This is a genomic window from Novosphingobium sp. NFX11, from assembly GCF_057376415.1.
In genome coordinates, this window is sequence record NZ_CP080384.1 from 496377 (window position 1) to 517425 (window position 21049).

Consider the following 21049-nt stretch of genomic DNA (forward strand, 5'->3'; position numbering starts at 1 on the left):
GGCGGAATGCCTTGCGAGGTGCTGTTGTCAAACTTTACAGATGTTCCTTGTAAAGTTGTGTGGTTGTGACAGAATGCGCGGAAATGGCAGAAAACCGTCCCTTATACCTTGGTCCAAGATTGCGCCGTCTGCGCCGTGAACTCGGCCTGACGCAGCTGGCGATGGCCGATGATCTGGAGATCTCGCCCAGCTACGTCGCCCTGCTGGAGCGCAACCAGCGGCCGGTTACCGCTGATATGCTCCTGCGCCTCGCGAAGACGTACCGCCTCGACATCGCCGACATCGCCGGCGACGACGGGGAGGACTACGCGCGCCGCCTGACCGATGTGCTGCGCGACCCGATCTTTGCCGACATCGACCTGCCCAAGCTGGAAGTCGCCGACGTTGCCACCAGCTTTCCCGGTGTCTCCGAAGCGCTGCTGCGGCTGCATCAGGCCTATACCCGCGAGGCGCAGGCGCTGGCCGAGCAGCGCGCTGCCGGGCCGATGGCGGACGAGAACGAGCCCGTGCGTGAAGCGCAGCGCTTCCTCGCCGCCAACCGCAACTACTTCCACGCGCTCGACACCCGCGCCGAGGAACTGGCGGGCGAGATCGAAAAGGCGGGCGGGGCGACCGAGTGGCTCGCCGCCAAGGCCGTGCGCGTGCGTTTCCTGCCGCCTGACGTGCTCATGGATCTCGCTGCGCCGGTTCGACCGGCACAACCAGCAATTGCTGATCGCCGACACGCTCGACCATGCCAGCCGCGCGTTCCAGATCGCCACGCACATCGCCCACACCGCGCTGCGATCCGAGATCAAGCAGACGATCCGGGCCGACAGCTTTTCCAGCCGCACCACCGCGACGCTGCTCGCTGCGCGCGCTGGCGGGCTATGCGGCGGCGGCGATCGTCATGCCTTATGGCCGCTTCGCCCGCGCGGCGGACCAGCGGCGCTATGACATCGATGCCCTGTGCGCGCTGTTCGGCGCCAGTTTCGAGCAGGTGGCTCACCGTCTCACCACGCTGCAGAGGCCGGGGAGGAGCGCGTCGGCTTCTTCTTCATCCGCGTGGACGAGGCGGGCAATGTCTCCAAGCGGCTCGACGGCGCGGGCTTTCCCTTCGCGGCGCACGGCGGCGGGTGCCCCTTGTGGAGCGTCCATCAGGTGTTCCGCCGTCCGGGCGAGATCGTTCCGCAGTGGCTGGAATTGCCGGGCGGGGAGCGCTTTTTCTCTATCGCGCGCACGGTGACCGGTGGGGCGGCAGGCTACGGCGGTGCGCGGGTCGTGCGCGCGGTGGCGCTCGCCTGCGCGGCGGAGCAGGCGGGGCGGCTGGTCTATGCCGGGGGTGTGGACCCGGCGAGCGCGCCGACGACGCCGATCGGCGTCACCTGCCGCTTGTGTCAGCGCGCCGAATGCACCGCCCGCTCGGTCCCGCCGATCGGGCGTGACGTGCTGGCGGACGATTACCGCCGCGCCGCGCAGCCTTATACGTTCGCGGAGAGTTGAGCCGACCACCCAGCCCTCGTCATTGCGAGGCCGCAGGCCGAAGCAATCCAGGGCAGTTTAAGGCCGCCCTGGATTGCTTCGCTTTGCTCGCAATGACGAGGTGTAGGTGTGTGACGGGGTAAGGGGCGGTTACCGCAGCAACACCGGCAGCCCCGACACGCCCTGTTGCTCCAGCCCGCCGGTCATGAACGGCGCGGGCGCTTCGGGATCGAGCCGCAGGTTCGGGAAGTGATCGAGCAGCGCGTTGATGCCGCGATTGATCTCCACCCGCGCCACGTTCATGCCGAGGCATCGGTGCGTACCGAACCCGAAGGCAAGGTTGGTCTTCTTCGGCCGGAACAGGTCGTATTCGTCGGGCCGTTCCCAGCGCGCAGGATCGCGGTTGGCGGGGCCGAGGCCGAGTTCCAGCACCGCCCCCTTGGGGATCGCGTGGCCGTAAAGCTCGGTGTCCTCCATCACCATGCGGTAGAAGTACGGCGCCGTCGGATACCAGCGCAGGCTTTCCTCCACCGCATCGTCCACCAGCGAGCGGTCGGCGCGCACGGCGTCCAGTTGCTCGGGATGGGTGAGCAGGGCGTAGAGCGCGATGCCCATCTGCCGCCATGAGGTGCCGCCGCCCGCGACCATCACCAGCTTGACGTGCGCCATGATCTCGCGGTCGGTGAGGGCACGCGGTTCCTCGCCCGGCATCTGCAGCTTCATCGTGATGAGGAAGCTGACGAGATCGTCCTTCGGCTCCTGACGGCGGCGCGCGATCAGGCCTAGCACGGTGCTCTCGACGATCTTCGCGTTGGCCTGCCGCTGCTCCATCGTCACCGTCCGGCTCGAACTGGTGGAGTTGAGGTAGGCGTGACGGAAACGCAGCGCCTCATCGCCGTCGAGGCCGATGGCGGTGGTGATCGTGTAGACTGGGATGCGCGCGCAGTAGTCGAGGTTGAGGTCGGCGCGATCTGCCCGGCCCATGCGGGCGATCAGGCGTTCGATGATGGTGTCGATGGTGTGCTCGCGCCACCAGCCCATCGCCTCGGGCATGTTGAAGCGCGGCTGGATGGTGCGGCGATAGGCGCGGTGGACCGGCGGGTCCATTTCGAGAATGCCCATGGTCTTCTCGCCCGCCGGGTTGTCGTGCCCCTGCACCGAGTTCGAGAACACCGCGGCATTGCGCAGCGCGGCTTCCACCGCCTCGAACGACAGCACCGTCCAGTGCGGCCGCCCGGCCGCGCGCGCATGGCGCTCGTGCAGCGGCAGGCCGAGCAGTTCGCGCAGGCGTCCTTTCAGCACCGGGCCTTCATCGCGCAGCGCGTGGATGCGCGGCATGATCTCGGCCACTTCCACGAGGTTGCCGATCGCCTCCGCCTCGCGGCGCACGTCGTAGAGTTCCTCGTAGAGCGGGTCGTCGGCGGTGAGGACGTCGTCGTTCTCGGGCGCGGTGGGGGTGTCCAGCATCAGGCGATCCCCAGCAGCTTGCAGGCGTTGTCGTGGATGATCGCGCGCACGTCCGCCTCGGGCACGCCTTCGAAGTCGCGCAGGATGACCTCGCGCGATTTGGGGAAGGTCGTCTCCGAGTGCGGATAGTCCGAGGACCACATGATGTTCCGCGCGCCCGGCAGGTCGCGGTTGAGGATGCCGGTGCGGTCCTGGATGAACGAGCCGTAGACGTTGCGGTCCATGTAGTAGCTGGGCGGATGCTTGAGCTGGCTCTCGGTCCAGAAGCGCTGCCGTTCCCAGGTGCGGGTGATGTATTCGGTATACCACGCGAACCAGCCCACGCCGCTCTCCATGCTGCCGATGCGCAAGTCGGGGAAGCGGTCGAAGATGCAGTTGAAGATGAAGATGCCGATCGGTTCGGCCATCGCCATCTTGCTCATCGGCATGTCGGGCAGGAAGAACTCCTTCTGCCCGAAGCGCGGCACCCGCGCACCGAGGTGGAAGGTGATGACGAGGCCGTGGTCGCACACCGTCTTCCACAGCCTGTCGAACGCCGGGTCGGAATATTGCAGCGCGCCCTTGCTGTCGCCGGTCAGCGCCGAGACCTGGCCATCCTTCATCGCGGCGATGCCGGACGAGGTCTTCCAGGCGTCGGGGTTCTGCGGGAAGGCGGGCAGGTTGATGGCGCGAAAGCCCTTCTTCGCGAGCCGGGTGACATGCGCGCAAGTCTCGTCGATGTCGCGCATCGGCACGTAGCCGACGGGATATAGCCGGTCGGGCGCCACCGAGGCGAAGTCCATCACCCAGTTCTGGTACGCCTCGTAGCTGGCGACGTAGAGTTCGTTGTCGAAGGAGCCCAGCGGCCCGCCGCCGAACAGCAGCGCGGCATCCATGCCGTCGGCGTCCATGTCGGCGAGGCGGGTGGCGGGCTCCCATACCGTGCGCTGGTCTGCAAGGCGGCCCTTCATCTTGAAGTTCTTGCCCTCGCGACCGGCCTGGTTGTTGATCATCATGAAGGGGCGGCGATTGCCCTCGAAGCAGATGTAGTCCCCGTCCTCGGCGTGCTCGATGAAGGGCGCGCGGTCCTTGAGGTGGGCGGGGAGGTAGTCCTTCCACATGTCGTGCGGCGGATCGATGTGCGCGTCGGCGTCGAAGATCGGGCCGTACTGCCAGTCGGTGGCTGCGTTCGTGCGGATGGCGGGATCTGCTTCGCTCATGTCCGGTTCCTCTCGTCCCAATCTATTATTCTAAATTGCGAATTGATTATCGCATTAGTGAATGAGTCGGTCAAGCAGAGAGCAGACGCCACCGCCCGAGCGTATGCTCCCTTGCTTCGTCATTGCGAGCGCAGCGAAGCAATCCAGGGCGGGGTGATGCTGCCCTGGGTTGCTTCGCTGCGCTCGCAATGACGATAAGGTGGGTCAATCCCGCCGCAGGATCATCGCGCCGTAGCCATAGCCGCCGTTGGAGACGATGCAGGTCCGCGCGTCCCGCACCTGCCGTCCGCCGCCGCGGCCCCAGAGCTGGACGGTCGCCTCATGGATGTGGCCGTAGCCGTGGAACCGCCCGGCCGAGAGCTGGCCGCCGCCGGTGTTGAGCGGCAGTTCGCCGTCCAGCGCGATCCGCTGCCCGCCCTCGGTAAAGCGGCAGGCCTCTCCCTTCGGCACGAGGCCGAGCGCCTCCAGCCACATCCACACGTGGATCGAGAACCCGTCGTAGATCTGCGCGCAGTCCATCCCGGCGGGCGTGAGGTCGGTGCGCTCCCACAGCATCGCCCCGGCGCGGTGAGCGGCGGGCAGTTCGGTGAAGTCGCCCTCGTGGCGGCCGACCCACAGGCCGCCTACGGCCATGCCCATTGCCTCGATATGGAGCGGCGGATTGCGCAAGCCCTTCGCCGCATCCCGGTGCGACAGGACGATCGCGGTCGAGCCGTCGATATGGCTGTCGCAGTCGAACAGCCTCAGCGGCGAGGAGATCACCCGCGCCGCAAGATAATCGTCGAGGGTGAGCGGCTTGCGGTAGATCGCATTGGGATTGTGCGCGGCGTTGGCGCGGTTGTTGACGGCGATGGCGCCCAGTTGCGCCTCGTCGGCGCCGTACTTGTCGAAGTAGGCCTGCGCGTAGAGCGCGAAAGTGTTGATCGGCGAGAGCGCATTGTAAGGCACGGTCCAGGCGTTGTTGCCGTCCACCCGGTCGCGCGCGCCGGCCATCAGGGTGGAGGCGCGCGAGGCGATGCGCGCCTGCGCCTGCGCCACGCTGCGAAACACCACGACATGACGGGCGAGGCCGCAGGCGATCGCGGTCACCGCGTTGAAGATCGGCGCCATGTGGCTGAACCCCTCGGCGGAGGCGAGAATCCAGCGTGGCTCGATGCCGAGCACGGCGGCCGCTTCGGAGGGGCTGACGGGCGCGATCCCGCCGCCTTCGCTGCTCTTGCCGGGATATGTGGCGATCCCGTCGATGTCCGAGGGGAGAGCCCCGCGTCGGCAATGGCGGCGAGGCAGGCGTCGGCAGTCAGTTGCAGCGCGGTGCGGGGGAGGGACGGCCGACCTCGGACTGCGCGGCGCCGGTGATGCACACCTGCTTTTCGGGGAGAAGGGTCATGCCGGCGCGCTCATCCGTCCAGACACTCCGTCACCCTGAACTTGTTTCAGGGTCCATCGGGCAGTTAGTGCCGGAGCGTGGCGTGACCAGCGGCTTCCTCGGTTTACGGCCCCACAGCACGGTGTTTCAGGCACGATGGACCCTGAAACAAGTTCAGGGTGACGAGGTGAGGGGTGAAAGGTCATTCCCTGTCCTCCCGGAACATCGGCAGCCAGACATCGTCGTGGTGCTCGAACTCGACCGTCAGCGGCATGCCGATGCGCACCTCTCCTTCGAGGACATTGGTGAAGACGTAAAGCTGTGCCTGCTCCGCCAGCTCGACCACGCCGAACACGAAGGGCACGGCCAGCCCCGGCACCCACGCCTCATGGTTCACCGTGTAGCTGGCGAGGCGGCCCTTGCCGGAAACCGGCGCGGGGGCGACGGCCTCGCTGCCGCAATTCGAGCAGCGCGGAAAGGGCGGGTGCTGGTAGGTTCCGCAATGCCCGCAGCGCTGGATGCGCAAGCGCCCGTCCGCTCCGCAAGTCCAGTAGAAGGCGGTTTCCGGCTCCAGCTTCGGCAGCTTGCGCATCAGAACACCACGCCCTGCACCTTGAGGTCGATGATCTCGTCCTCGGAGTAGCCCAGGCTCTCCAGCACCGCGTCGCTGTCGGCGCCGAGGTCGGGCGAGCGGGTGGAGGACAGCGGCGTGCCGTCGAAGACCATCGGCAGGCCGATCATCGGGATCTGCGTGCCGTCGCCGTAGTCCACGCGCTTGAGGTAGCCGTTGGCCTGCGCCTGCGGATCGTCCTTCATTTCGCCGACGTCCTGCACGACGTCCCACTGGCCCGACTGGCGCGAGAGGATCGCCTTCCATTCGGCGAGCGTCTTGCCGGCGAACAGCGCCTTCACTTCGGCATAGCAGGCATCGATGTTCGCCTTGCGTGCGGCGGCGTCGGCGAAGCGCGGGTCGGCGGCGAGGTCGGGCCGTCCGGCGGCTTCGCAGAAGGGCGCCCAATACTTGTCGGCCTGCAGCATGCAGAGCGCGAGGAAACGCCCGTCGGTCGTGCGGTAGTTGCTGACGAGCACGTTGTTGGGCTTGTCGGCGGGCGGCTTGGGGAACTTCTGCACCCCGTCCGCCGTCGCCTGGCAGACGTAGCGCTGCATCGACCACAGGGCCGTGCCCAGCAGCGAGACGTCCACAGTCGAAGCCTCGCCCGTCAGCGCCCGCCTGGCGATGGCGGCGCAGATCGCGCCCGACAGCATCGCGCCCGATATCGTATCGCCGAATGCCGGTCCCGGCGGACCGACCGGATGCGGCGCCTCGGGCTCGGTCAGCGAGGAGGAAATACCGCCGCGCGCCCAGAAGGTGATCGCGTCGTAGCCGCCTTTCTCATGGTCCGGGCCATTGGGGCCGAGCGCGCTGCCGCTGGCGTAGATGATGCCGGGATACTCCGCCCGGATCGTCTCCTCGTCGATCCGCATCGCCCGCCGCGCCGGAGGCAGCAGGTTGGTGAGGAACACGTCTGCGTCCTTCAGCAACCGGTCCAGCACCGCGCGCCCGGCCGCCTGCTTGAGATCGAGCGTCACCGAGCGCTTGCCCCGGTTGTAGCTCTCCCACGAATAGTCGATTTTCCCGCCGCCAAGACCGCCGATCGAAAGCCCCCGCAGCGGATCGCCGGTCGGCGGCTCGATCTTGATCACGTCGGCGCCAAGATCCGCCAGCATCCCGCCGCAAGCCGGCACGAAGGCCCACATCGCGACTTCCACGACCTTGATGCCTTCCAGCGGCTTGCCCATCGGCCTCTCCCGTTCTGTTACCATCGCTTGACCGATGAAATTCTATATTGCGAAGGATGGACCGAAATGGCGAATTAGGTCAAGCCGAAGGAACAGATATCGGGAAAGGGAAAAGGCATGTCTCAAGTCCTCGAAAGGCCGCGCCCGGCGCAGCCGCAAGTCACGGTTCCGGCGACGCTGGAACAGGCGCTCGATCCGCAGTGGCTGGCGGGCGCGCTGTGCGAAATCGCGGCCGGGCGCGCCATCGCGCAGGTCGAAGAGGTGGAGGTGATCCGCACCGTCGCCACCAAAGTGCGCTTCGCGGTGACCTTCGAAGACGGCGAGCGGCTGGGGTTCTGCCTCAAGGGCCTGCTCGACGTGGACGCGATGACCGCGCGCGGCGGGCCGACCTGCGTGCTCGAATCGGACTTCTACAACAAGGTCGCGCCCGTGATCGCCGTGCGCGTGCCCGATTGCGTCGCCACCGTGATCGACCGGGAGGCGCAGCAGGCCGTGACGATCATGCGCGACCTCATCGCCGATGGCGCGCGGTTCTGCTCGGCGCTCGATCCCTTCACGGCGGACGACGCGCTGGAGAGCTTGCGGCAGTTGTCGTTGCTCCATGCGCGAAGCGATTTCCTCGATGGCGCCGACTGGATTCGGCCGCGCGCCGCGGAACTGGCGAAGATGAGCTACGTCACGCCCGAGGCCTTGCAAGACCTGCTCGACGGTCCGCGCGGCGACAACCTATCGCCCCGCGTGCGCAGCGCCGCCAATCTTGCGGCGGCGATCAGGAACTCGCCGCGCGCGACGGCGGCCGGCCGCAGTTCATGATCCATGGCGACGCCCATGCGGGCAACGTCTTCCGTACGCCCGAGGGCATGGGCGTGATCGACTGGCAACTGCTCCAGCGCGGGGGCTGGGCGCTCGACGTGGCCTATCACCTGAACGCGGTGCTGCCGACCGAAGTGGCCGAGGTCGAGGAGCGCCGCCTGCTGGGCGAGTACCTCGCGATGATGCGCGGGCACGGGATGGACATGCCGTCCGAAGCGGACGCCTGGATGCAGTACCGCGAAGGCGTGACCTACGGCTATTACCTATGGTCGATCACGCGCCGCGTAGATCCGCCGATCATCGTCCAGTTCGTCGATCGGCTCGGCAAGGCGGTGATGCGGCACGACAGCTTCGGATTGCTCGCGTAGGGGCACAGATCGAAGCGTGCACCGAACTTACCTTCGTCATTGCGAGCGAAGCGAAGCAATCCAGGGCAGTTTCAAGCCGTCCTGGATTGCTTCGCTTCGCTCGCAATGACGATCGGGAGTAAGTGTATTTTGCGGTTTTTGGAAACCGTGAAAAGGGCCACGCCGGTGACGGCGCGGCCCAAGGTCCGGCCGCGAAGGACCGTCAGGAACCGGGGTTCCCGTTATGAAAGGTCAGCGCCCGAAGGCGTACTTGAGGCGCACGCCGTACATGCGCGGCGGGCCGTACATGAAGTCGCCGATACCCGAAGAATCGTAGCCGCCGCCCGACGTGGTGCGATAGTGCTTGTTCGTCACGTTCTGCGCGAAGACGACCACGTCGAAGCCCGAGCCGCCCACGTCGGTGATGCCAGCATTGAGGTTCAGCAGACTGTAGCCGGGGATCTGCAGGTTTCCATCGACGAACTGCTTGGCGGTATACGTGAAGACCGCCCCGAAGTTCAGCTCACCGACGTTGTCGCCCAGTGGAACCGAGTAGTCGCCCGAGAGCGTCAGCTTGTGCTTGGGCGAGTAGGTCAGCGGACCTCCGATCCGCCCGCGCGGGATGATCTGCAGGAAGGGGCTGTCCGCCGAGAGCGTAGGCGTGATGAGCTCCTTGAGCTTGGTGTCGAGATACGTGTAGCCCGCCGAGAGCCGCAGCCCCTGGAACGGGGTCACCCCTGCATCGACTTCCACGCCCCTGATGACCGACCGGCCTGCATTGATGATCGCCGCGCCACCTGCCAGGCCGCTGTCCGGCTTGGCGATGAGCGCGCCGAACACTTGCTGGTCGGAGAAGTCGTTCCAGAAACCGGCGATGTTGAAATAGCCGGGCAGGGCGCCGCGGAAGGTCATCTTGGCGCCGACTTCATAGGCGTCCACCTTCTCCGGCTTCGCGGTTTCGAGGCCGGGATTGGTGAAGTTCACCGTGCCCTGACGATAGCCGCGTGCATACTTGGCATAGATCAGCGTGTCGGGCGTCGGTTTGAAGTCAAAATCGATGAGCCAGGTGGGCTTGTTGGACTTGTTGACGATGCGCGTGCCGCAGGCCGAGGTGTCGCCGCCGTTGGCAAGCAGGCTCACCGTCGGGTGGTTGAGGTTGTCGTTGCAGACCCAGCTTACCACACGCGTACCGACGCCGGGGATCGTCGCCATCGTGCGGCGATTGCTTTCCGAGTAGCCGTCGATCTTGTCGAAGGTCCAGCGTCCGCCGAGCGTCAGGGAGAGCTGGTCCGTGAACCGGTAGGTGGCCTGCCCGAAGACGCCGTGGTTGTTGAAGGCGAGCTTGGTGCGCGATTCCGAGATGATGTTGCCTGGTACCGTGACGCCCGGAGCGATGGGGATCAGCGGGATGCCGCCCACGCAATCCAGCGTCCCGGGGTCTACGCAGTTGCCGTAGATGCCGGTGCGCTGCTGGTTCCATCCGATCGGGCGACTGAATTCGAGGTAGCCGCCGACCACGAAGTTGAACTTGCCGTCGGTCGAGCGGCCCTGGACCTGCAGTTCCTCGGTCGTCGTGGATTCCGAAGCCGCGTCATATCCGGGCTGGGTGCCCAGTTGGATATTGTCGAAGCGCGAACCGACTGCGGGCCCACCCGCTGCCGCTGCGGCGCGCGTATAAGCCGTGTCGGGCACGAAGAAGTTGTCGCTGTAGAGCTGGAACTGGCTCTGCTCCCGATACTCGCCGTAGCTGGCGATGTTCTTGATCGTGATCGTATCGCTGGCCTGCCAGGTCGTCGTGTTGATGACCTGCCAGGTGCGCAGGAACATGCGCGGGTTGGGATTGCCCACCTCGACGTCGAGCGGTCCGTCGCCGCGTGCGGCCTGACGGTCGATCTGGTCGCAGGAAGCCAGCGACGTGTAGTAGAATGGGGCGCCGTAGGGGCGGCCGGTCGCCGGATTTATGTCGGTCGGCAGCGGGGGATTGCGGTTGCAGAACTCGTGCCGCGATGCATAGCCGTTGGTGTCCGACCGGCTGTAATGGGCCACCGTGTAGTTTTCGAGGTTGGGCGTCAGGTCGGCGACGACGCTGACGCGGCCGTAGAAGTAGTTGACGTCGTTGAAGTCCTTCGGGCCTACCCCCGACTGGTTCTTCATGTAACCGTCGCGCTCGTTGCGGTCGATCGCGACGCGGACCTTGAAGGTGTCGGCCAGCGGTGCGTTGAACATCGCCTGGACGCGCTTCTGATCGTAGTTGCCGTAGGTCCCCTCGACCGAAGCCTCGAGCAGGTCGGTCGGCTTGGAGGGCACGAGCAGCACGGCGCCGCCGGTGGTGTTGCGGCCCTGAAGGGTGCCTTGTGGGCCTTTGAGCACCTGCACGTTCTGCAAGTCGGTGAAGGCGCCCGCGCCCACCGTGTTGCCGCCCGCCGTGCCGCCCTGCGCGCGCACGCCCACGACGTCGGCGAAATACACGCCGACGGTCGGCGCGGTCGAGGCGTCCTGGTTGAAGCCGCGAATGGAGAAGGTCGATTTCTCAGGCCCGTAGCGGGTGTTGACCGAGAGCGAAGGCGTGAAGACCGCAAGGTCGGAGGCGACCGCGATGTTGCGCTTCTGGATCTGGTCGCCGCTGAACACGGTGATCGAGATCGGCACGTCCTGCAGGCGTTCTTCGGTGCGGCGGGCGGTGACGATGATCTCGTCCGGGTTGATGCCCTGCGCCATTACCGGCGTCGCCGTCAGCCCTGCGAAAGCGACCGCCGGGATCGCGACGCTGCTGGTGAGCCGGCTCCTGAAATTCCTTGCACTCATGGTCTCTCCTCTCCTCCGGAAACATTGTTCTCGTTATCGGCAGACGGTTCTGCGGGACGGCCGGCTCTTGCCGGTCCGCGCGGGAGATTTTCGGTTAATCGAAGTCGGGGAAGCGCGCAGACCCGGCATTGCCGACCTGCGGTTGACGCCCCCAAGCGCCTGTGTTCTCTCCCTGGTGCCGATGCCCGGCAGACCTTTTTGCCTGAGGGAAACACTACGAATCCCTCGCCTGTTTGCAAGGATAACTGCGAGGCATTCAGTTCACAATTGGGAACGTGATATCGAAAATGCGAATTTATCCGACATCGTTGCGAGATTGTAACACCTGTTCAGCCAATCATGCCGTGAGGGTCACATTCAGGAGAGCAAGAGTGCCGCTCCAGGCAATTCGATGTGCCGCCGCATCATAGGCTATCCCCTCGGCGATACCGTCGTGATCCGGGTCCGTGAAGGCGTGCCGGGCCTGCGCGAACTCGGTTGCGGAGTAGTTCGCGCCAGCGTGATCGAGTTCGGCGCGCAGGGCCTCGAAGTCGGCGCGCGGGACATAGGGGTCGAGTCCTCCTGTCCAGACGGCGATGCGTGCGGTAACGATCCCGGGTTCGGCCGGGGCATGGGTGAGCAGCAGTCCGTGGAAACTCGATACTGCCCGTACGGGTGCGCCGCTGCGGGCGAGTTCGAGGACGCACTTGCCGCCGAAGCAGTAGCCTATCGCCGCGACGCGCTCCGGATCGACACCGGGCAGGGTGCGAGTCGTTTCGAACCAGGTGACCACGCGGTCGCGAAGCACTTCGGGGCAGGCCATGAGTTCGGCAAAATATCGACCCGCAGACTGCGGCGTGGAGATGTCCGCACCGCGCCCGTACATGCTGGCGGCGACGGCGAGGTAGCCATGATCGGCCAGCGCGGCGAACGCCATTTCGAACGCAGGGCCGGAGCCGGTGGCGCCGGGGATCATCAGCACTGCGGGATGAGGCCCTTCACCGCATGGCCGGGCGACGAAGCCATCAAGAGCGACACCATCATGGTCGCAGGCGATCGGCTCAAATCTGTCGTCCATGCCTTTGTGCCCTCTCTGTAGTCTAAACTGCGAACGTTAAGTCTCCAGATGGAATGATCCGGGCTCTCAGCGTTGTCAAAGGTTGCACCGTCTTGCACGCCCGTGCGATCAGCGGGGCATGATGCGGACCGGATACAGGCAGGAGCGCAAGCCGCGCTGGAAGGTAGCGGCGGTGGTCCTGCTGATCCATGTCGTGGTCATCACCGGGCTGGTGCGGGCATTCACTCCGGACCTTGCAACGACGGTCGCGCGGTCGGTGACTCGGGCTTTCACGATCTCGGCGGAGCCACCGAGGCCCGAGGCCAGTCCGTCCCCCGCACCCGGCCGCACGCAGCAGATAGAGGGTGCGGCTGCTCCGGCCGGTCGCAAGGCCGACCCGAGGCCGGTCGCAGCCCCCGCGCGTCGGTCGTGATCCGCCCGACGCAGGCGCCTCCCGTCGCAGGAAAAGGTGCTGAGGATGCGGCTGGAGCCGCCGTGGCAGGCGAAGGTACGGGGGCTGCGGGTATCGGTTCGGGTACTGGAGCCGGCTTGGGCGGGGAGGGCGCCGGTGGAGGCGGTGGCGGCTTTCCCACGGTGAAGATCGCCGGTGATATCAATTCGGCAAAGGACTATGCGCGCAGGGGCCGTGACTTGCGCGTGGGAGCTTCGGTCACCATCGACCTTCGGGTCGGCACCGATGGCCGGGTGGTCGCTTGCCGGGTCGTGCAGTCGAGCCCGGACCCGGAAGCCGACCGCGTGACTTGCGATCTGGCGACGCGCCGTTTCCGCTTCCGTCCGGCCAGGGATACTACTGGAAAAACAGTAGAAGCGACCTATCGTTGGCGACAGCGCTGGTTTTATTGACGCATTACACAGCCTGTAACGTTGCATTGCAGCAATCGGTGGCTATGACCATCACACCGGTATCCGTCAGTTGACGAGCGAAGCTTCCTCTATGTCGATCCTTGTTCCTGTAATTCTCTGCGGCGGTAGCGGCACGCGGTTGTGGCCGCGCAGCCGGGCCGTGATGCCCAAGCCGTTCCTGCCGCTGGTCGGCGACAGTACCCTGTTCGAAGCGGCGCTGGCGCGGTGCCCCGGTTCCGAGGGTTTTGCGGCCCCGGTCGTGGTGACCGGTCACAAGCACCTGGCCCATGTCGAAGCGCAGCTCGGCGCGGTCGAGGGCGCGCAGGTCATCGTCGAACCCTCGGCGCGCAACACCGCCGCCGCCATTGCGCTCGCCGCCTGTCGCCTGCCCGAGGACGCGGTGATGCTGGTCTGCCCGAGCGATCACCACATCGGCAATACCGAGGCTTTCGCGGTCGCCGCAGCCGCTGCGGCGGGGTTGGCGCAGCAGGGCTGGCTGGTGTCCTTCGGCATCGAGGCGACGGCGCCCGAAACCGGCTTCGGCTACCTCAAGCGCGGCGAGGCAATTCCCGAGCACGGCGGTTTCCGCACCGCGCAGTTCGTCGAGAAGCCGGATCTGGAGCGCGCCAAGGCGTTCCTTGCCGAAGGGATCTACGCCTGGAACGGCGGCATCTTCGCGTTCCGGGTGAAGGACTTCCTCGCCGAACTGACCGCGCACCGCCCGGACGTTGCCACCAGCGTCGCTGATGCGGTGGCGAAGGGCGCCGAGGACGGCCAGCGCTTCCATCCCGATGCGGCGACCTTTGCCGAAGTGCCCAGCGTCTCGGTCGATTACGCGGTGATGGAGAACACCACCCGCGCGGCGATGGTGCCTGCCGACATGGACTGGTCCGACATCGGCAACTGGCAGGCGCTGCACGAGGCGCTGGAAAGCGATGAGCACGGCAATTCGGTACGCGGTTCGGGCACGGTCGAGATGGTCGATTGCCGGGGTGTGCTGGTCGACAGCGACGGTCCGCGCGTCTCTGTGATCGGGCTGGAGGACGTGATCGTCGTCGTCGATGGCGATGACATCATGATCACTACGGTTGCCGGCGTGCAGAAGGTGGGCAATCTTTCCGGCGCCAGGAATCAGTGAGTATTCGCCGATGACCGACGCCCGCGCTTCCTCCTCGCTGCCGATCCGACAGGTCGAGAAGCCCTGGGGCCTGGACGTCCTGCCTGCGCCGTTCGAGGCGCCCGAGGGCCAGCGCATCGGCGAAATCTGGTTCGAGCCGCCCGCCGCTCTGCCCGAGCTTCTGGTCAAGTACATCTTCGCCGGCGAGGCGCTGTCGGTGCAGGTCCACCCTTCCGACGCGCAGACGCTGGCCAAGGGCATCGGGCGGCAGGGCAAGGAGGAATGCTGGCTGATCGTCGCTGCCGAGCCGGGCGGCAAGCTGGGCATCGGCTTCGACCGGGAGATCGGCGAGGATGCGATGCGCGCCGCCGCGCTTGACGGGTCGATCGAACACCTGATGACCTGGCACGAGGTCGTGCCGGGCGACTTCTTCTACATCCCGGCCAATACCGTCCATGCCATCGGCGCGGGCGTCAGCTTGATCGAGGTGCAGCAGAACAGCGACATTACCTATCGCCTCTACGATTACGGCCGCCCGCGCGAGCTGCATCTGGAGGACGGGATGGCGGTATCGCACGGCGAGCCGTACTCGCGTGAGCAATGGTTCAAGCACGTGCCGCTGGACGGTTCGCAGGTGTTGGTCGATGGCCCGCTCTTCGTGCTGGACCAGATCGCGGGCGTGCCGTCGCAGGAGATCGCAATGCGCTATCCCGATGCACTGCTGGTGATCCCGCGCGAGGGCGCGGTCGAAGTCGCGGGCGAGTCCATCGCGCCCGGCAGCTGTGCGCTGGCGATGAGCCTCGCCGACGTGCGATTTGCGGAAAACGGCGTTTGCCTGCTGACGAGGCCCTGTAAAATCGCGTCCTGACGGTGCATGAAGGGGGACATGATCGTCCAGACCATCCAGTTGGCACTGACGCCGGTTTTCGTGCTCGTGGCCATCGGCAATATCCTCAACATCCTCTCGACGCGGCTCGGGCGCGTGGTCGATCGCGCGCGCATCCTGCAGGAGCGGCACGGCACCACGCAGGGCATGGAGCACGACATCGTCGTCAGCGAACTGCGGCTGGTGAACCGGCGCATGACGCTGATCACCCAGGCGGTGCGCTTCATGGTGCTCTCGGCGCTGGCGATCGGCGTGACGGTGGCGGTGCTGTTCCTGTCCGGCCTTGGCGGGATGGACTGGCATGCGGCGGCGGCGGTGACCTTCCTTGCGGCGATCGTGCTGCTGCTCGTCGCGCTCGTGCTGTTCCTGCGCGAGACGCAAGTGGCGGCCGACGCGCTGCGCATTCCCAGCGACTATCTGGAACTTCATCGCCACATCTGAGAATCCGTTTGGAAATTCGCCGCAGGCGAATTTCGCGGCACTCAGCCCACGCCCCACCCGGCCTCCCATCAAGTATACTTCCGTGGGAGGCCGGGTGGGGCGTGGGCCGGTGCCGCTAAGAAAATGCCCTCTTGGGCATTTTCCAAACAGACTCTGAAACGCTATCGCCGCCGCGATTGGAGTTCACGCGCTTTGCCCTAGTCTCTCCGGCGGGAGAGACAATCATGGGCGACGGCAGGGCACTACAGGAATGGAAGCGCGGCTGGCCGGTGGTCGTCGCGGCGATGGCGGGGTTCTCGTTCTTCTCGGTGCTGATCTCGGCGACCGGGCTGTTCATCGAGCCGCTGGAACGGGCTTTCGGATGGGACCGGGCGACGCTGTCGATGGGACCGGCGATCGCGACCGCTGTGACGGCGCTCCTGTCGCCTTTCTACGGTGCGCTGATCGACCGCTTCGGCTCGCGGCGGCTGGGACTGCCGGGGGTGGTCGTGACGATGGCGGGCACTTGCATGTTCGCCTTTGCCAGCGGATCGAAGCTGCAGTGGGTGGTGATGTGGATCGCCTTCGGGCTGATCCTGACGTCCATCAAGTCGACGATCTGGACGACGGCGGTAGCAGGCACGTTCGACAAGGGCAGGGGCCTTGCGCTCGGCCTTGCCGTGACCGGCCCGGCCATCGCGCAGACGCTGGTGCCGCCGCTCGGCAACTTCCTGATCGAGAGTTTCGGCTGGCGCGCCGCCTATGTGTGGTTCGGGCTCGGCTGGGGCGGGGTGACGCTGCTGGTATGCTGGCTGTTCCTGCGCGATGCCCACGATCGGCGGCCGAAAGCGGACGGAGCCGTGCGCGCCGTGCTGCCGGGCCTGCACAAGCGTGAGGCACTGCGAAGCCGGGCCTTGCTTCAGGTAGCGGTGTCGTCCTTCGTGGTGATGGCGATGACCATCGGGCTGGGCATCCACCTTTTCCCGATCCTTACCGAAGCGGGCGTAGCGCGCAGCGAGGCGGCTTGGCTGCTGTCGCTGGGCGGCATAGCGGGCATCGTCGGCAAGCTGGTGACCGGGGCGCTGCTCGACCGGTTCCGGCCGAACTGGACCGGCAGCCTGACGATGGGTGTGACGGCGGTGACGTTCGTGGTGCTGATCCGCTTCCTCGATTCGATGCCCGCGCTGATCGCGGCGCTCGTCATCAACGGCTATGCGGCGGGCTCCAAGACGCAGATCACCGCGTTCCTGACCGCCGGATATGCGGGGATGCGCAATTTCGGGATGATCTACGGCGTCATGTCGGCGCTGGTGGCGCTGGCTTCCGGGCTTGGCCCGTGGATCGCGGGGAAGGTCTACGATACCTCGGGCGGGTACGAGCCGTTCCTCTGGGCGGGTGCGGTCGGCTGCGTACTGGGCGGCGGGCTGCTGCTGGCGTTGCCGCCGATGCCGAAATGGGATCAGGCAGAGGCTGAGTCCTCCCTGGAACGCAGACAATAAAAAAGCGGGGCGCCTTCCGACGCCCCGCTTTCTGTTTCATTGTACCGGAACGATCAGGCCGCCAGCTTGAACGGCTCGATCTCGCCCGAGAGGTACAGCTTCTTGGCCTTGGCGCGGCTGAGCTTGCCCGAGCTGGTGCGCGGCAGGCTCTTGGGCGGCACCAGTTCGACCACGCAGTTCATGCCGGTGATCGAGCGCACCTTGTCACGGATCAGGTCGCGCAGTTCGACGCGCTTGACCGGATCGGAGACGCGGCAGTGGACGAGCACGGCGGGGGCTTCCTCGCCGTTGTCCGTCTCCACCGAGAACGCCGCGATGTCGCCGTGGTTGAAGCCGGGAAGCTGCTCCACGGCCCACTCGATGTCCTGCGGCCAGTGGTTCTTGCCGTTGATGATGATCATGTCCTTGGCGCGGCCGACGATGAACAGGTAGCCGTCCGTCATGTAGCCCATGTCGCCGGTGTCCAGCCATCCGTCGACGAGGCACGCGGCGGTCGCCTCGGGGTCGCGGAAGTAGGAATGCATCACCGACGTGCCGCGGCACCAGACCTTGCCGATCTTGTGGTCGCCCAGCGTGTCGCCGTTTTCGCCGCGGATCACCACTTCCATGTCGCGCACGGCCTTGCCGCAGTTGACGATGGCGCGGTAGCGGGCCGGGCGGTTGAGATCGCGCGGCGCGCCCGAGAGGCGCTCCTCCTCGACCAGTTCGACGCGGATGCCTTCGCCCGGCGGCATGACGGTGACCGCCAGCGTCGCTTCGGCCAGGCCGTAGCTGGGCAGGAACGCGGATGCCTTGAAGCCAGCATCGGCGAAGGCGTTGACGAAGCTCTGCATCACGTCCGGGCGGATCATGTCCGCGCCGTTACCGGCGATGCGCCAGCGCGACAGGTCGAAGCGATCGCTGACCGGGCTCTGGCTGGAGATGCGACGGGCGCAGATGTCGTAGCCGAACGTCGGCGAATAGGACGCCGAAGTGCCCTTGTTGCGGGTGATGAGGTCCAGCCATGCCAGCGGGCGACGCGCGAAATCCTCGGTCTTGAGGTAATCGGCGGAGACCTGGTTGGCGATCAGCGACAGGAAGCAGCCGACGAGGCCCATGTCGTGATACCACGGCAGCCACGAGATGCAGCGGTCGCTGTCCTGGAACTGCATGCCGTGCGCGTGGCTGGCAAGGTTCGACAACAGCGAGCGGTGAGTCACCGCGACGCCGTGCGGGAAGCGGGTGGAGCCCGAGGAATACTGCAGGTAGCAGATATCGTCCGGATCGGCCTTGGGCAGCGCGACTTCGGGCGCATCTTTCGCAGCGAAATCGGCCCAGGTGGCATGGGCACAGCCCTGACGCTCGGCCGCAGCGGCGGTCATCGTGGCGATCTCGTCCGGACCGATCAGCAGGATCGGGTCGGAGCTGGAGAGCTGCACGGCCAGCTGGTCGATGTAGTTGTCCTTGCCGCCGAAGCTGGTGGGCAGCGGCAGCGGCACCGGCCAGGCACCCGCGTAGACCGCGCCGCAGAACAGTGCCGCGAAGTCCTGCCCGGTTTCGGCGATGAGGGCGATGCGATCGTCCTTCTTCACGCCGCGCGCGATCAGCGCATAAGCGACCTTGAGCGCGTCTTCGCGCAGTTCCGAGAAGGGATAGACGCGCGTGAGCGTGCCGCGCGGATCGTGGAAATTGAACCCGCGTTTGCCTGTGGCGGCATAGTCCAGGGCGTCGCCGAAAGTGGCGAAATCGGCGAAAATGCGCGGCAGCGCATCCTCGTTGGGGGTGGGGATAAGTGCCTGCCCCGTATTCGGCACCAGTTCGATGGTGTCGGCCATATGATCTAACCCGTTGTAGTTATACCGTTACTCTCGCGAGACCGGCGCTTCTATCCGGTCCAATCTGAACCGGAGGTAGCTGTGTTGCGTCCCAGTACGGTCTCACGCACTCTCCCCATTTCCAGCCGAGTGTGGCACGAATAGGGCAGCATGTCGGACAAGCGTCGCAATCCACAGCGTGGACCACACCCACTCGACCCGAACCGTCTGGAGGAACTGGCGCTGGCCTATGTCGCGCGTTTCGCCACGACGCAAGCCAAGTTGCGCGGTTATCTGCAGCGCAAACTGAGGGAGCGCGGCTGGTCGGAAGAGGCCCAGTCGGAAGGACGGGGCCCCGATGTTGAGGCGCTGGTCGAGCGCTATGCACAGAAGGGCTACGTCGACGATGCCTCGTGGGCGCGGATGAAGGCGGGCAGCCTGCTGCGGCGTGGCTATGGCGCGCGCCGGGTCGGCGAGGCGCTGGGGCAGGCAGGGGTGGACGAAACCCTGCGCGCCGAGGCCCGGCCCGGCATTGCCGAGCAGCGCCGCGCGGCGCTGGTGCTGGCGCGGCGGCGCCGGTTCGGTCCTTTCGCCGTTCAGGTTGCGGAAGACCCCAAGGTGCAAGATCGGCAACTCGCCGCGATGCTGCGCGCCGGGCACCCGCTCGACATCGCGCGCCGGATCGTCGAGAGCGAGGACGCCGACGCGCTCGAGGAATGGTGCGAGTCGGAATTCGGAGACTATTGAATGCGCCTTACCCGCTCCACGCTTGCCGTTTCGCTGCTGCTGGCCTTCGCCGCGTGCTCGCAAGGGGGGCAGGAGGCCACGGCCAAGGCGTCACAGGCACAAGCTGCGGTGCATCCGATTTCGGGCCTGCCGGTCAAGGACCTCGAGGTGAAGTCTGCGAACGGCACCCACGCGTTCCGGGTGGAGGTCGCCTCGACGTTCAAGGAGCAGGAGCACGGCCTGATGTTCCGCTCCGAAATGGGCGCGGACGAGGGCATGATCTTCCCCAACAAGCCGCCGCGCCGTTCCGCCTTCTGGATGCGCAACACGGTGATCCCGCTCGACATCATCTTCATCGGCACTGACCACCGCATCCTCAACATCGCGGCGAACGCGGTGCCTTATGATGAGACGCCGCTGCCTTCGGACGGCATCGCTGCGGGCGTGCTGGAACTGAACGGCGGCCGCGCGGCGCAGCTCGGCATCAAGGCGGGCGACAAGGTCAGCTGGTAAGCCCACCCCCTTCGTCATTGCGAGCGCAGCGAAGCAATCCAGGACAGTCTTGAGCCGCCCTGGATTGCTTCGCTGCGCTCGCAATGACGAGGATGGAAATGCTGCCCAATAGGCGAGGTGCCTCCCGCGTCCCGTCTGCCTTAGCTTGCCTCCCGAACGACATGGGGAGAGACGGATGGGTTCGCTGACGGGAAAGACGGCGCTGGTGACCGGCGGTTCGCGCGGGATCGGCCGGGAGGTGGCGCTGAGGCTCGCGGCGGACGGCGCCCGGGTCTGCATCAACTACAACAACAATGCGGCCGCTGCCGAAGAGGTCGTCTCGGCGATCCGCGATGCCGGGGGCGACGCCTTCGCCCTGCAGGCCGACGTCGGTTCGGCCGGGGCTATCGCGGCGATGTTCGCGGCCTTCGATGCGCAGGCGGACGGCCTCGACATCCTCGTCAACAACGCGGGAATCGGCGAGATGGCGACGATCGCCGAGACGGACGAGGCGCTCTACGACGCGATGATGCGGGTGAACGCCAAGGGGCCGTTCTTCGTCACGCAGGCGGCGCTGTCCCGGCTGCGGGGCGGCGGGCGCATTGTGAACCTTTCGTCCATGGTCGCGCGCGCCGCTTATGCATCGTGCCTGGCCTATGCCATGAGCAAGGCGGCGGTGGAGCATTTCACCCGCTCGCTGGCGCAGGAGCTGGGCGCGCGCGGTATCACCGTCAACGCGGTGGCGCCGGGCGCGACGATCACGGATTTCGCGCCCGCGCTGTTCAACGATCCGGCGACGGTGGACTATCTCGCCTCGGTCGCGGCGCTCGGGCGGGTGGGGCAGCCGGGCGACGTCGCGCGGGTGATTGGCTTCCTGTGCGGGCCCGATGGCGCATGGGTGACAGGTCAGGTGATCGAGGCGAGCGGCGGGATGCATTTGTAGCACCCGAAGGTCCCT

Annotated in this window: 19 protein-coding genes and 1 pseudogene; 12 read left to right on the forward strand and 8 right to left on the reverse strand. The window is 66.3% G+C overall.

What is annotated here, in order from left to right:
* Positions 1–83 precede the first annotated feature (83 nt).
* A pseudogene (locus KZO24_RS02475) lies at positions 84–1482 on the forward strand (helix-turn-helix domain-containing protein).
* A 129-nt stretch (positions 1483–1611) separates the two neighbouring features.
* On the opposite strand, the gene KZO24_RS02480 reads toward KZO24_RS02475, so the two are convergent.
* The 5 genes from KZO24_RS02480 to KZO24_RS02500 form a co-directional block, all read right to left on the reverse strand.
* Positions 1612–2928: a cytochrome P450 gene (locus KZO24_RS02480; RefSeq protein WP_271184666.1), complete on the reverse strand. Its 1317-nt coding sequence runs from the start codon at positions 2926–2928 to the stop codon at positions 1612–1614.
* Positions 2928–4127, reverse strand: coding sequence for an amidohydrolase family protein (locus KZO24_RS02485; RefSeq protein WP_271184667.1), 1200 nt, complete (start codon positions 4125–4127; stop codon positions 2928–2930). Before KZO24_RS02485 ends, KZO24_RS02480 begins: the two co-directional genes overlap by 1 nt.
* A gap of 204 nt (positions 4128–4331) precedes the next feature.
* Positions 4332–5291: a thiolase family protein gene (locus KZO24_RS02490; RefSeq protein ID WP_486486779.1), complete on the reverse strand. Its 960-nt coding sequence runs from the start codon at positions 5289–5291 to the stop codon at positions 4332–4334.
* Positions 5292–5695: 404 nt separating this feature from the next.
* Positions 5696–6085: a Zn-ribbon domain-containing OB-fold protein gene (locus tag KZO24_RS02495; protein ID WP_271184669.1), complete on the reverse strand. Its 390-nt coding sequence runs from the start codon at positions 6083–6085 to the stop codon at positions 5696–5698.
* On the reverse strand, positions 6085–7293 hold the full coding sequence (locus KZO24_RS02500) for a CaiB/BaiF CoA transferase family protein (protein ID WP_271184670.1): 1209 nt from the start codon (positions 7291–7293) through the stop codon (positions 6085–6087). Before KZO24_RS02500 ends, KZO24_RS02495 begins: the two co-directional genes overlap by 1 nt.
* A gap of 117 nt (positions 7294–7410) precedes the next feature.
* On the opposite strand from KZO24_RS02500, the gene KZO24_RS02505 reads away from it, so the two are divergent.
* Positions 7411–8106, forward strand: coding sequence for a hypothetical protein (locus KZO24_RS02505; RefSeq protein WP_486486780.1), 696 nt, complete (start codon positions 7411–7413; stop codon positions 8104–8106).
* A complete protein-coding gene (locus KZO24_RS02510; protein WP_486486781.1) occupies positions 8103–8474 on the forward strand; it encodes a phosphotransferase in 372 nt (123 codons plus the stop codon). Before KZO24_RS02505 ends, KZO24_RS02510 begins: the two co-directional genes overlap by 4 nt.
* Positions 8475–8705: 231 nt before the next feature.
* Here KZO24_RS02510 and KZO24_RS02515 read toward each other — a convergent pair whose 3' ends face one another.
* Together KZO24_RS02515 and KZO24_RS02520 are read right to left on the reverse strand one after the other, a co-directional pair.
* A complete protein-coding gene (locus tag KZO24_RS02515) occupies positions 8706–11258 on the reverse strand; it encodes a TonB-dependent receptor (protein ID WP_271184672.1) in 2553 nt (850 codons plus the stop codon).
* A gap of 337 nt (positions 11259–11595) precedes the next feature.
* Positions 11596–12315, reverse strand: coding sequence for a dienelactone hydrolase family protein (locus KZO24_RS02520; RefSeq protein WP_271184673.1), 720 nt, complete (start codon positions 12313–12315; stop codon positions 11596–11598).
* Between the two features lie 118 nt (positions 12316–12433).
* Here KZO24_RS02520 and KZO24_RS02525 point away from each other — a divergent pair, with 118 nt between their 5' ends.
* The 6 genes from KZO24_RS02525 to KZO24_RS02550 all read left to right on the forward strand — a co-directional run bounded on the left by KZO24_RS02525 (position 12434) and on the right by KZO24_RS02550 (position 17080).
* Positions 12434–12727: a hypothetical protein gene (locus KZO24_RS02525; protein ID WP_486486782.1), complete on the forward strand. Its 294-nt coding sequence runs from the start codon at positions 12434–12436 to the stop codon at positions 12725–12727.
* Between the two features lie 62 nt (positions 12728–12789).
* A complete protein-coding gene (locus KZO24_RS02530) occupies positions 12790–13158 on the forward strand; it encodes a TonB family protein (RefSeq protein ID WP_486486783.1) in 369 nt (122 codons plus the stop codon).
* Between the two features lie 91 nt (positions 13159–13249).
* Positions 13250–14296 (forward strand): mannose-1-phosphate guanylyltransferase, encoded by a 1047-nt coding sequence (locus tag KZO24_RS02535; RefSeq protein ID WP_271184675.1) that lies wholly within the window; start codon positions 13250–13252, stop codon positions 14294–14296.
* A gap of 10 nt (positions 14297–14306) precedes the next feature.
* Positions 14307–15143 (forward strand): class I mannose-6-phosphate isomerase, encoded by an 837-nt coding sequence (locus KZO24_RS02540; RefSeq protein WP_271184676.1) that lies wholly within the window; start codon positions 14307–14309, stop codon positions 15141–15143.
* An 18-nt stretch (positions 15144–15161) separates the two neighbouring features.
* Positions 15162–15602 carry a DUF2721 domain-containing protein gene (locus tag KZO24_RS02545; RefSeq protein ID WP_430097381.1) on the forward strand — a complete coding sequence of 147 codons (441 nt, stop codon included), beginning with the start codon at positions 15162–15164 and terminating at the stop codon, positions 15600–15602.
* A gap of 224 nt (positions 15603–15826) precedes the next feature.
* Entirely contained in the window at positions 15827–17080 is a 1254-nt protein-coding gene (locus KZO24_RS02550; RefSeq protein ID WP_271184678.1) for an MFS transporter, read from the forward strand.
* A 53-nt stretch (positions 17081–17133) separates the two neighbouring features.
* Here the strand turns inward: KZO24_RS02550 and KZO24_RS02555 are convergent, their stop codons facing one another.
* On the reverse strand, positions 17134–18894 hold the full coding sequence (locus KZO24_RS02555; RefSeq protein WP_271184679.1) for a fatty acyl-AMP ligase: 1761 nt from the start codon (positions 18892–18894) through the stop codon (positions 17134–17136).
* A gap of 150 nt (positions 18895–19044) precedes the next feature.
* Between KZO24_RS02555 and KZO24_RS02560 the strand changes: the two genes are divergently transcribed.
* From KZO24_RS02560 to KZO24_RS02570, 3 genes are all read left to right on the forward strand, one after another.
* Positions 19045–19620 (forward strand): regulatory protein RecX, encoded by a 576-nt coding sequence (locus tag KZO24_RS02560; protein ID WP_271184680.1) that lies wholly within the window; start codon positions 19045–19047, stop codon positions 19618–19620.
* Complete coding sequence (locus KZO24_RS02565; protein WP_271184681.1) at positions 19621–20112, forward strand: DUF192 domain-containing protein; 492 nt, start codon at positions 19621–19623, stop codon at positions 20110–20112.
* Positions 20113–20287: 175 nt separating this feature from the next.
* On the forward strand, positions 20288–21034 hold the full coding sequence (locus KZO24_RS02570) for an SDR family oxidoreductase (RefSeq protein WP_271184682.1): 747 nt from the start codon (positions 20288–20290) through the stop codon (positions 21032–21034).
* Positions 21035–21049: the final 15 nt, after the last annotated feature.

Excerpts from the sequence above, each read along its gene's own strand:
- KZO24_RS02570 (WP_271184682.1), top strand. The coding sequence starts at position 20,288 with ATGGGTTCGCTGACGGGAAAGACGGCGCTGGTGACCGGCGGTTCGCGC.
- KZO24_RS02550 (WP_271184678.1), top strand. The coding sequence starts at position 15,827 with ATGGGCGACGGCAGGGCACTACAGGAATGGAAGCGCGGCTGGCCGGTG.
- KZO24_RS02505 (WP_486486780.1), top strand. The coding sequence starts at position 7,411 with ATGTCTCAAGTCCTCGAAAGGCCGCGCCCGGCGCAGCCGCAAGTCACG.
- KZO24_RS02525 (WP_486486782.1), top strand. The coding sequence starts at position 12,434 with ATGATGCGGACCGGATACAGGCAGGAGCGCAAGCCGCGCTGGAAGGTA.
- KZO24_RS02500 (WP_271184670.1), bottom strand. The coding sequence starts at position 7,293 with ATGGGCAAGCCGCTGGAAGGCATCAAGGTCGTGGAAGTCGCGATGTGG.
- KZO24_RS02560 (WP_271184680.1), top strand. The coding sequence starts at position 19,045 with ATGTCGGACAAGCGTCGCAATCCACAGCGTGGACCACACCCACTCGAC.
- KZO24_RS02495 (WP_271184669.1), bottom strand. The coding sequence starts at position 6,085 with ATGCGCAAGCTGCCGAAGCTGGAGCCGGAAACCGCCTTCTACTGGACT.
- KZO24_RS02535 (WP_271184675.1), top strand. The coding sequence starts at position 13,250 with ATGTCGATCCTTGTTCCTGTAATTCTCTGCGGCGGTAGCGGCACGCGG.
- KZO24_RS02545 (WP_430097381.1), top strand. The coding sequence starts at position 15,162 with ATGATCGTCCAGACCATCCAGTTGGCACTGACGCCGGTTTTCGTGCTC.
- KZO24_RS02540 (WP_271184676.1), top strand. The coding sequence starts at position 14,307 with ATGACCGACGCCCGCGCTTCCTCCTCGCTGCCGATCCGACAGGTCGAG.
- KZO24_RS02480 (WP_271184666.1), bottom strand. The coding sequence starts at position 2,928 with ATGCTGGACACCCCCACCGCGCCCGAGAACGACGACGTCCTCACCGCC.
- KZO24_RS02515 (WP_271184672.1), bottom strand. The coding sequence starts at position 11,258 with ATGAGTGCAAGGAATTTCAGGAGCCGGCTCACCAGCAGCGTCGCGATC.
- KZO24_RS02510 (WP_486486781.1), top strand. The coding sequence starts at position 8,103 with ATGATCCATGGCGACGCCCATGCGGGCAACGTCTTCCGTACGCCCGAG.
- KZO24_RS02565 (WP_271184681.1), top strand. The coding sequence starts at position 19,621 with ATGCGCCTTACCCGCTCCACGCTTGCCGTTTCGCTGCTGCTGGCCTTC.
- KZO24_RS02520 (WP_271184673.1), bottom strand. The coding sequence starts at position 12,315 with ATGGACGACAGATTTGAGCCGATCGCCTGCGACCATGATGGTGTCGCT.
- KZO24_RS02485 (WP_271184667.1), bottom strand. The coding sequence starts at position 4,127 with ATGAGCGAAGCAGATCCCGCCATCCGCACGAACGCAGCCACCGACTGG.
- KZO24_RS02555 (WP_271184679.1), bottom strand. The coding sequence starts at position 18,894 with ATGGCCGACACCATCGAACTGGTGCCGAATACGGGGCAGGCACTTATC.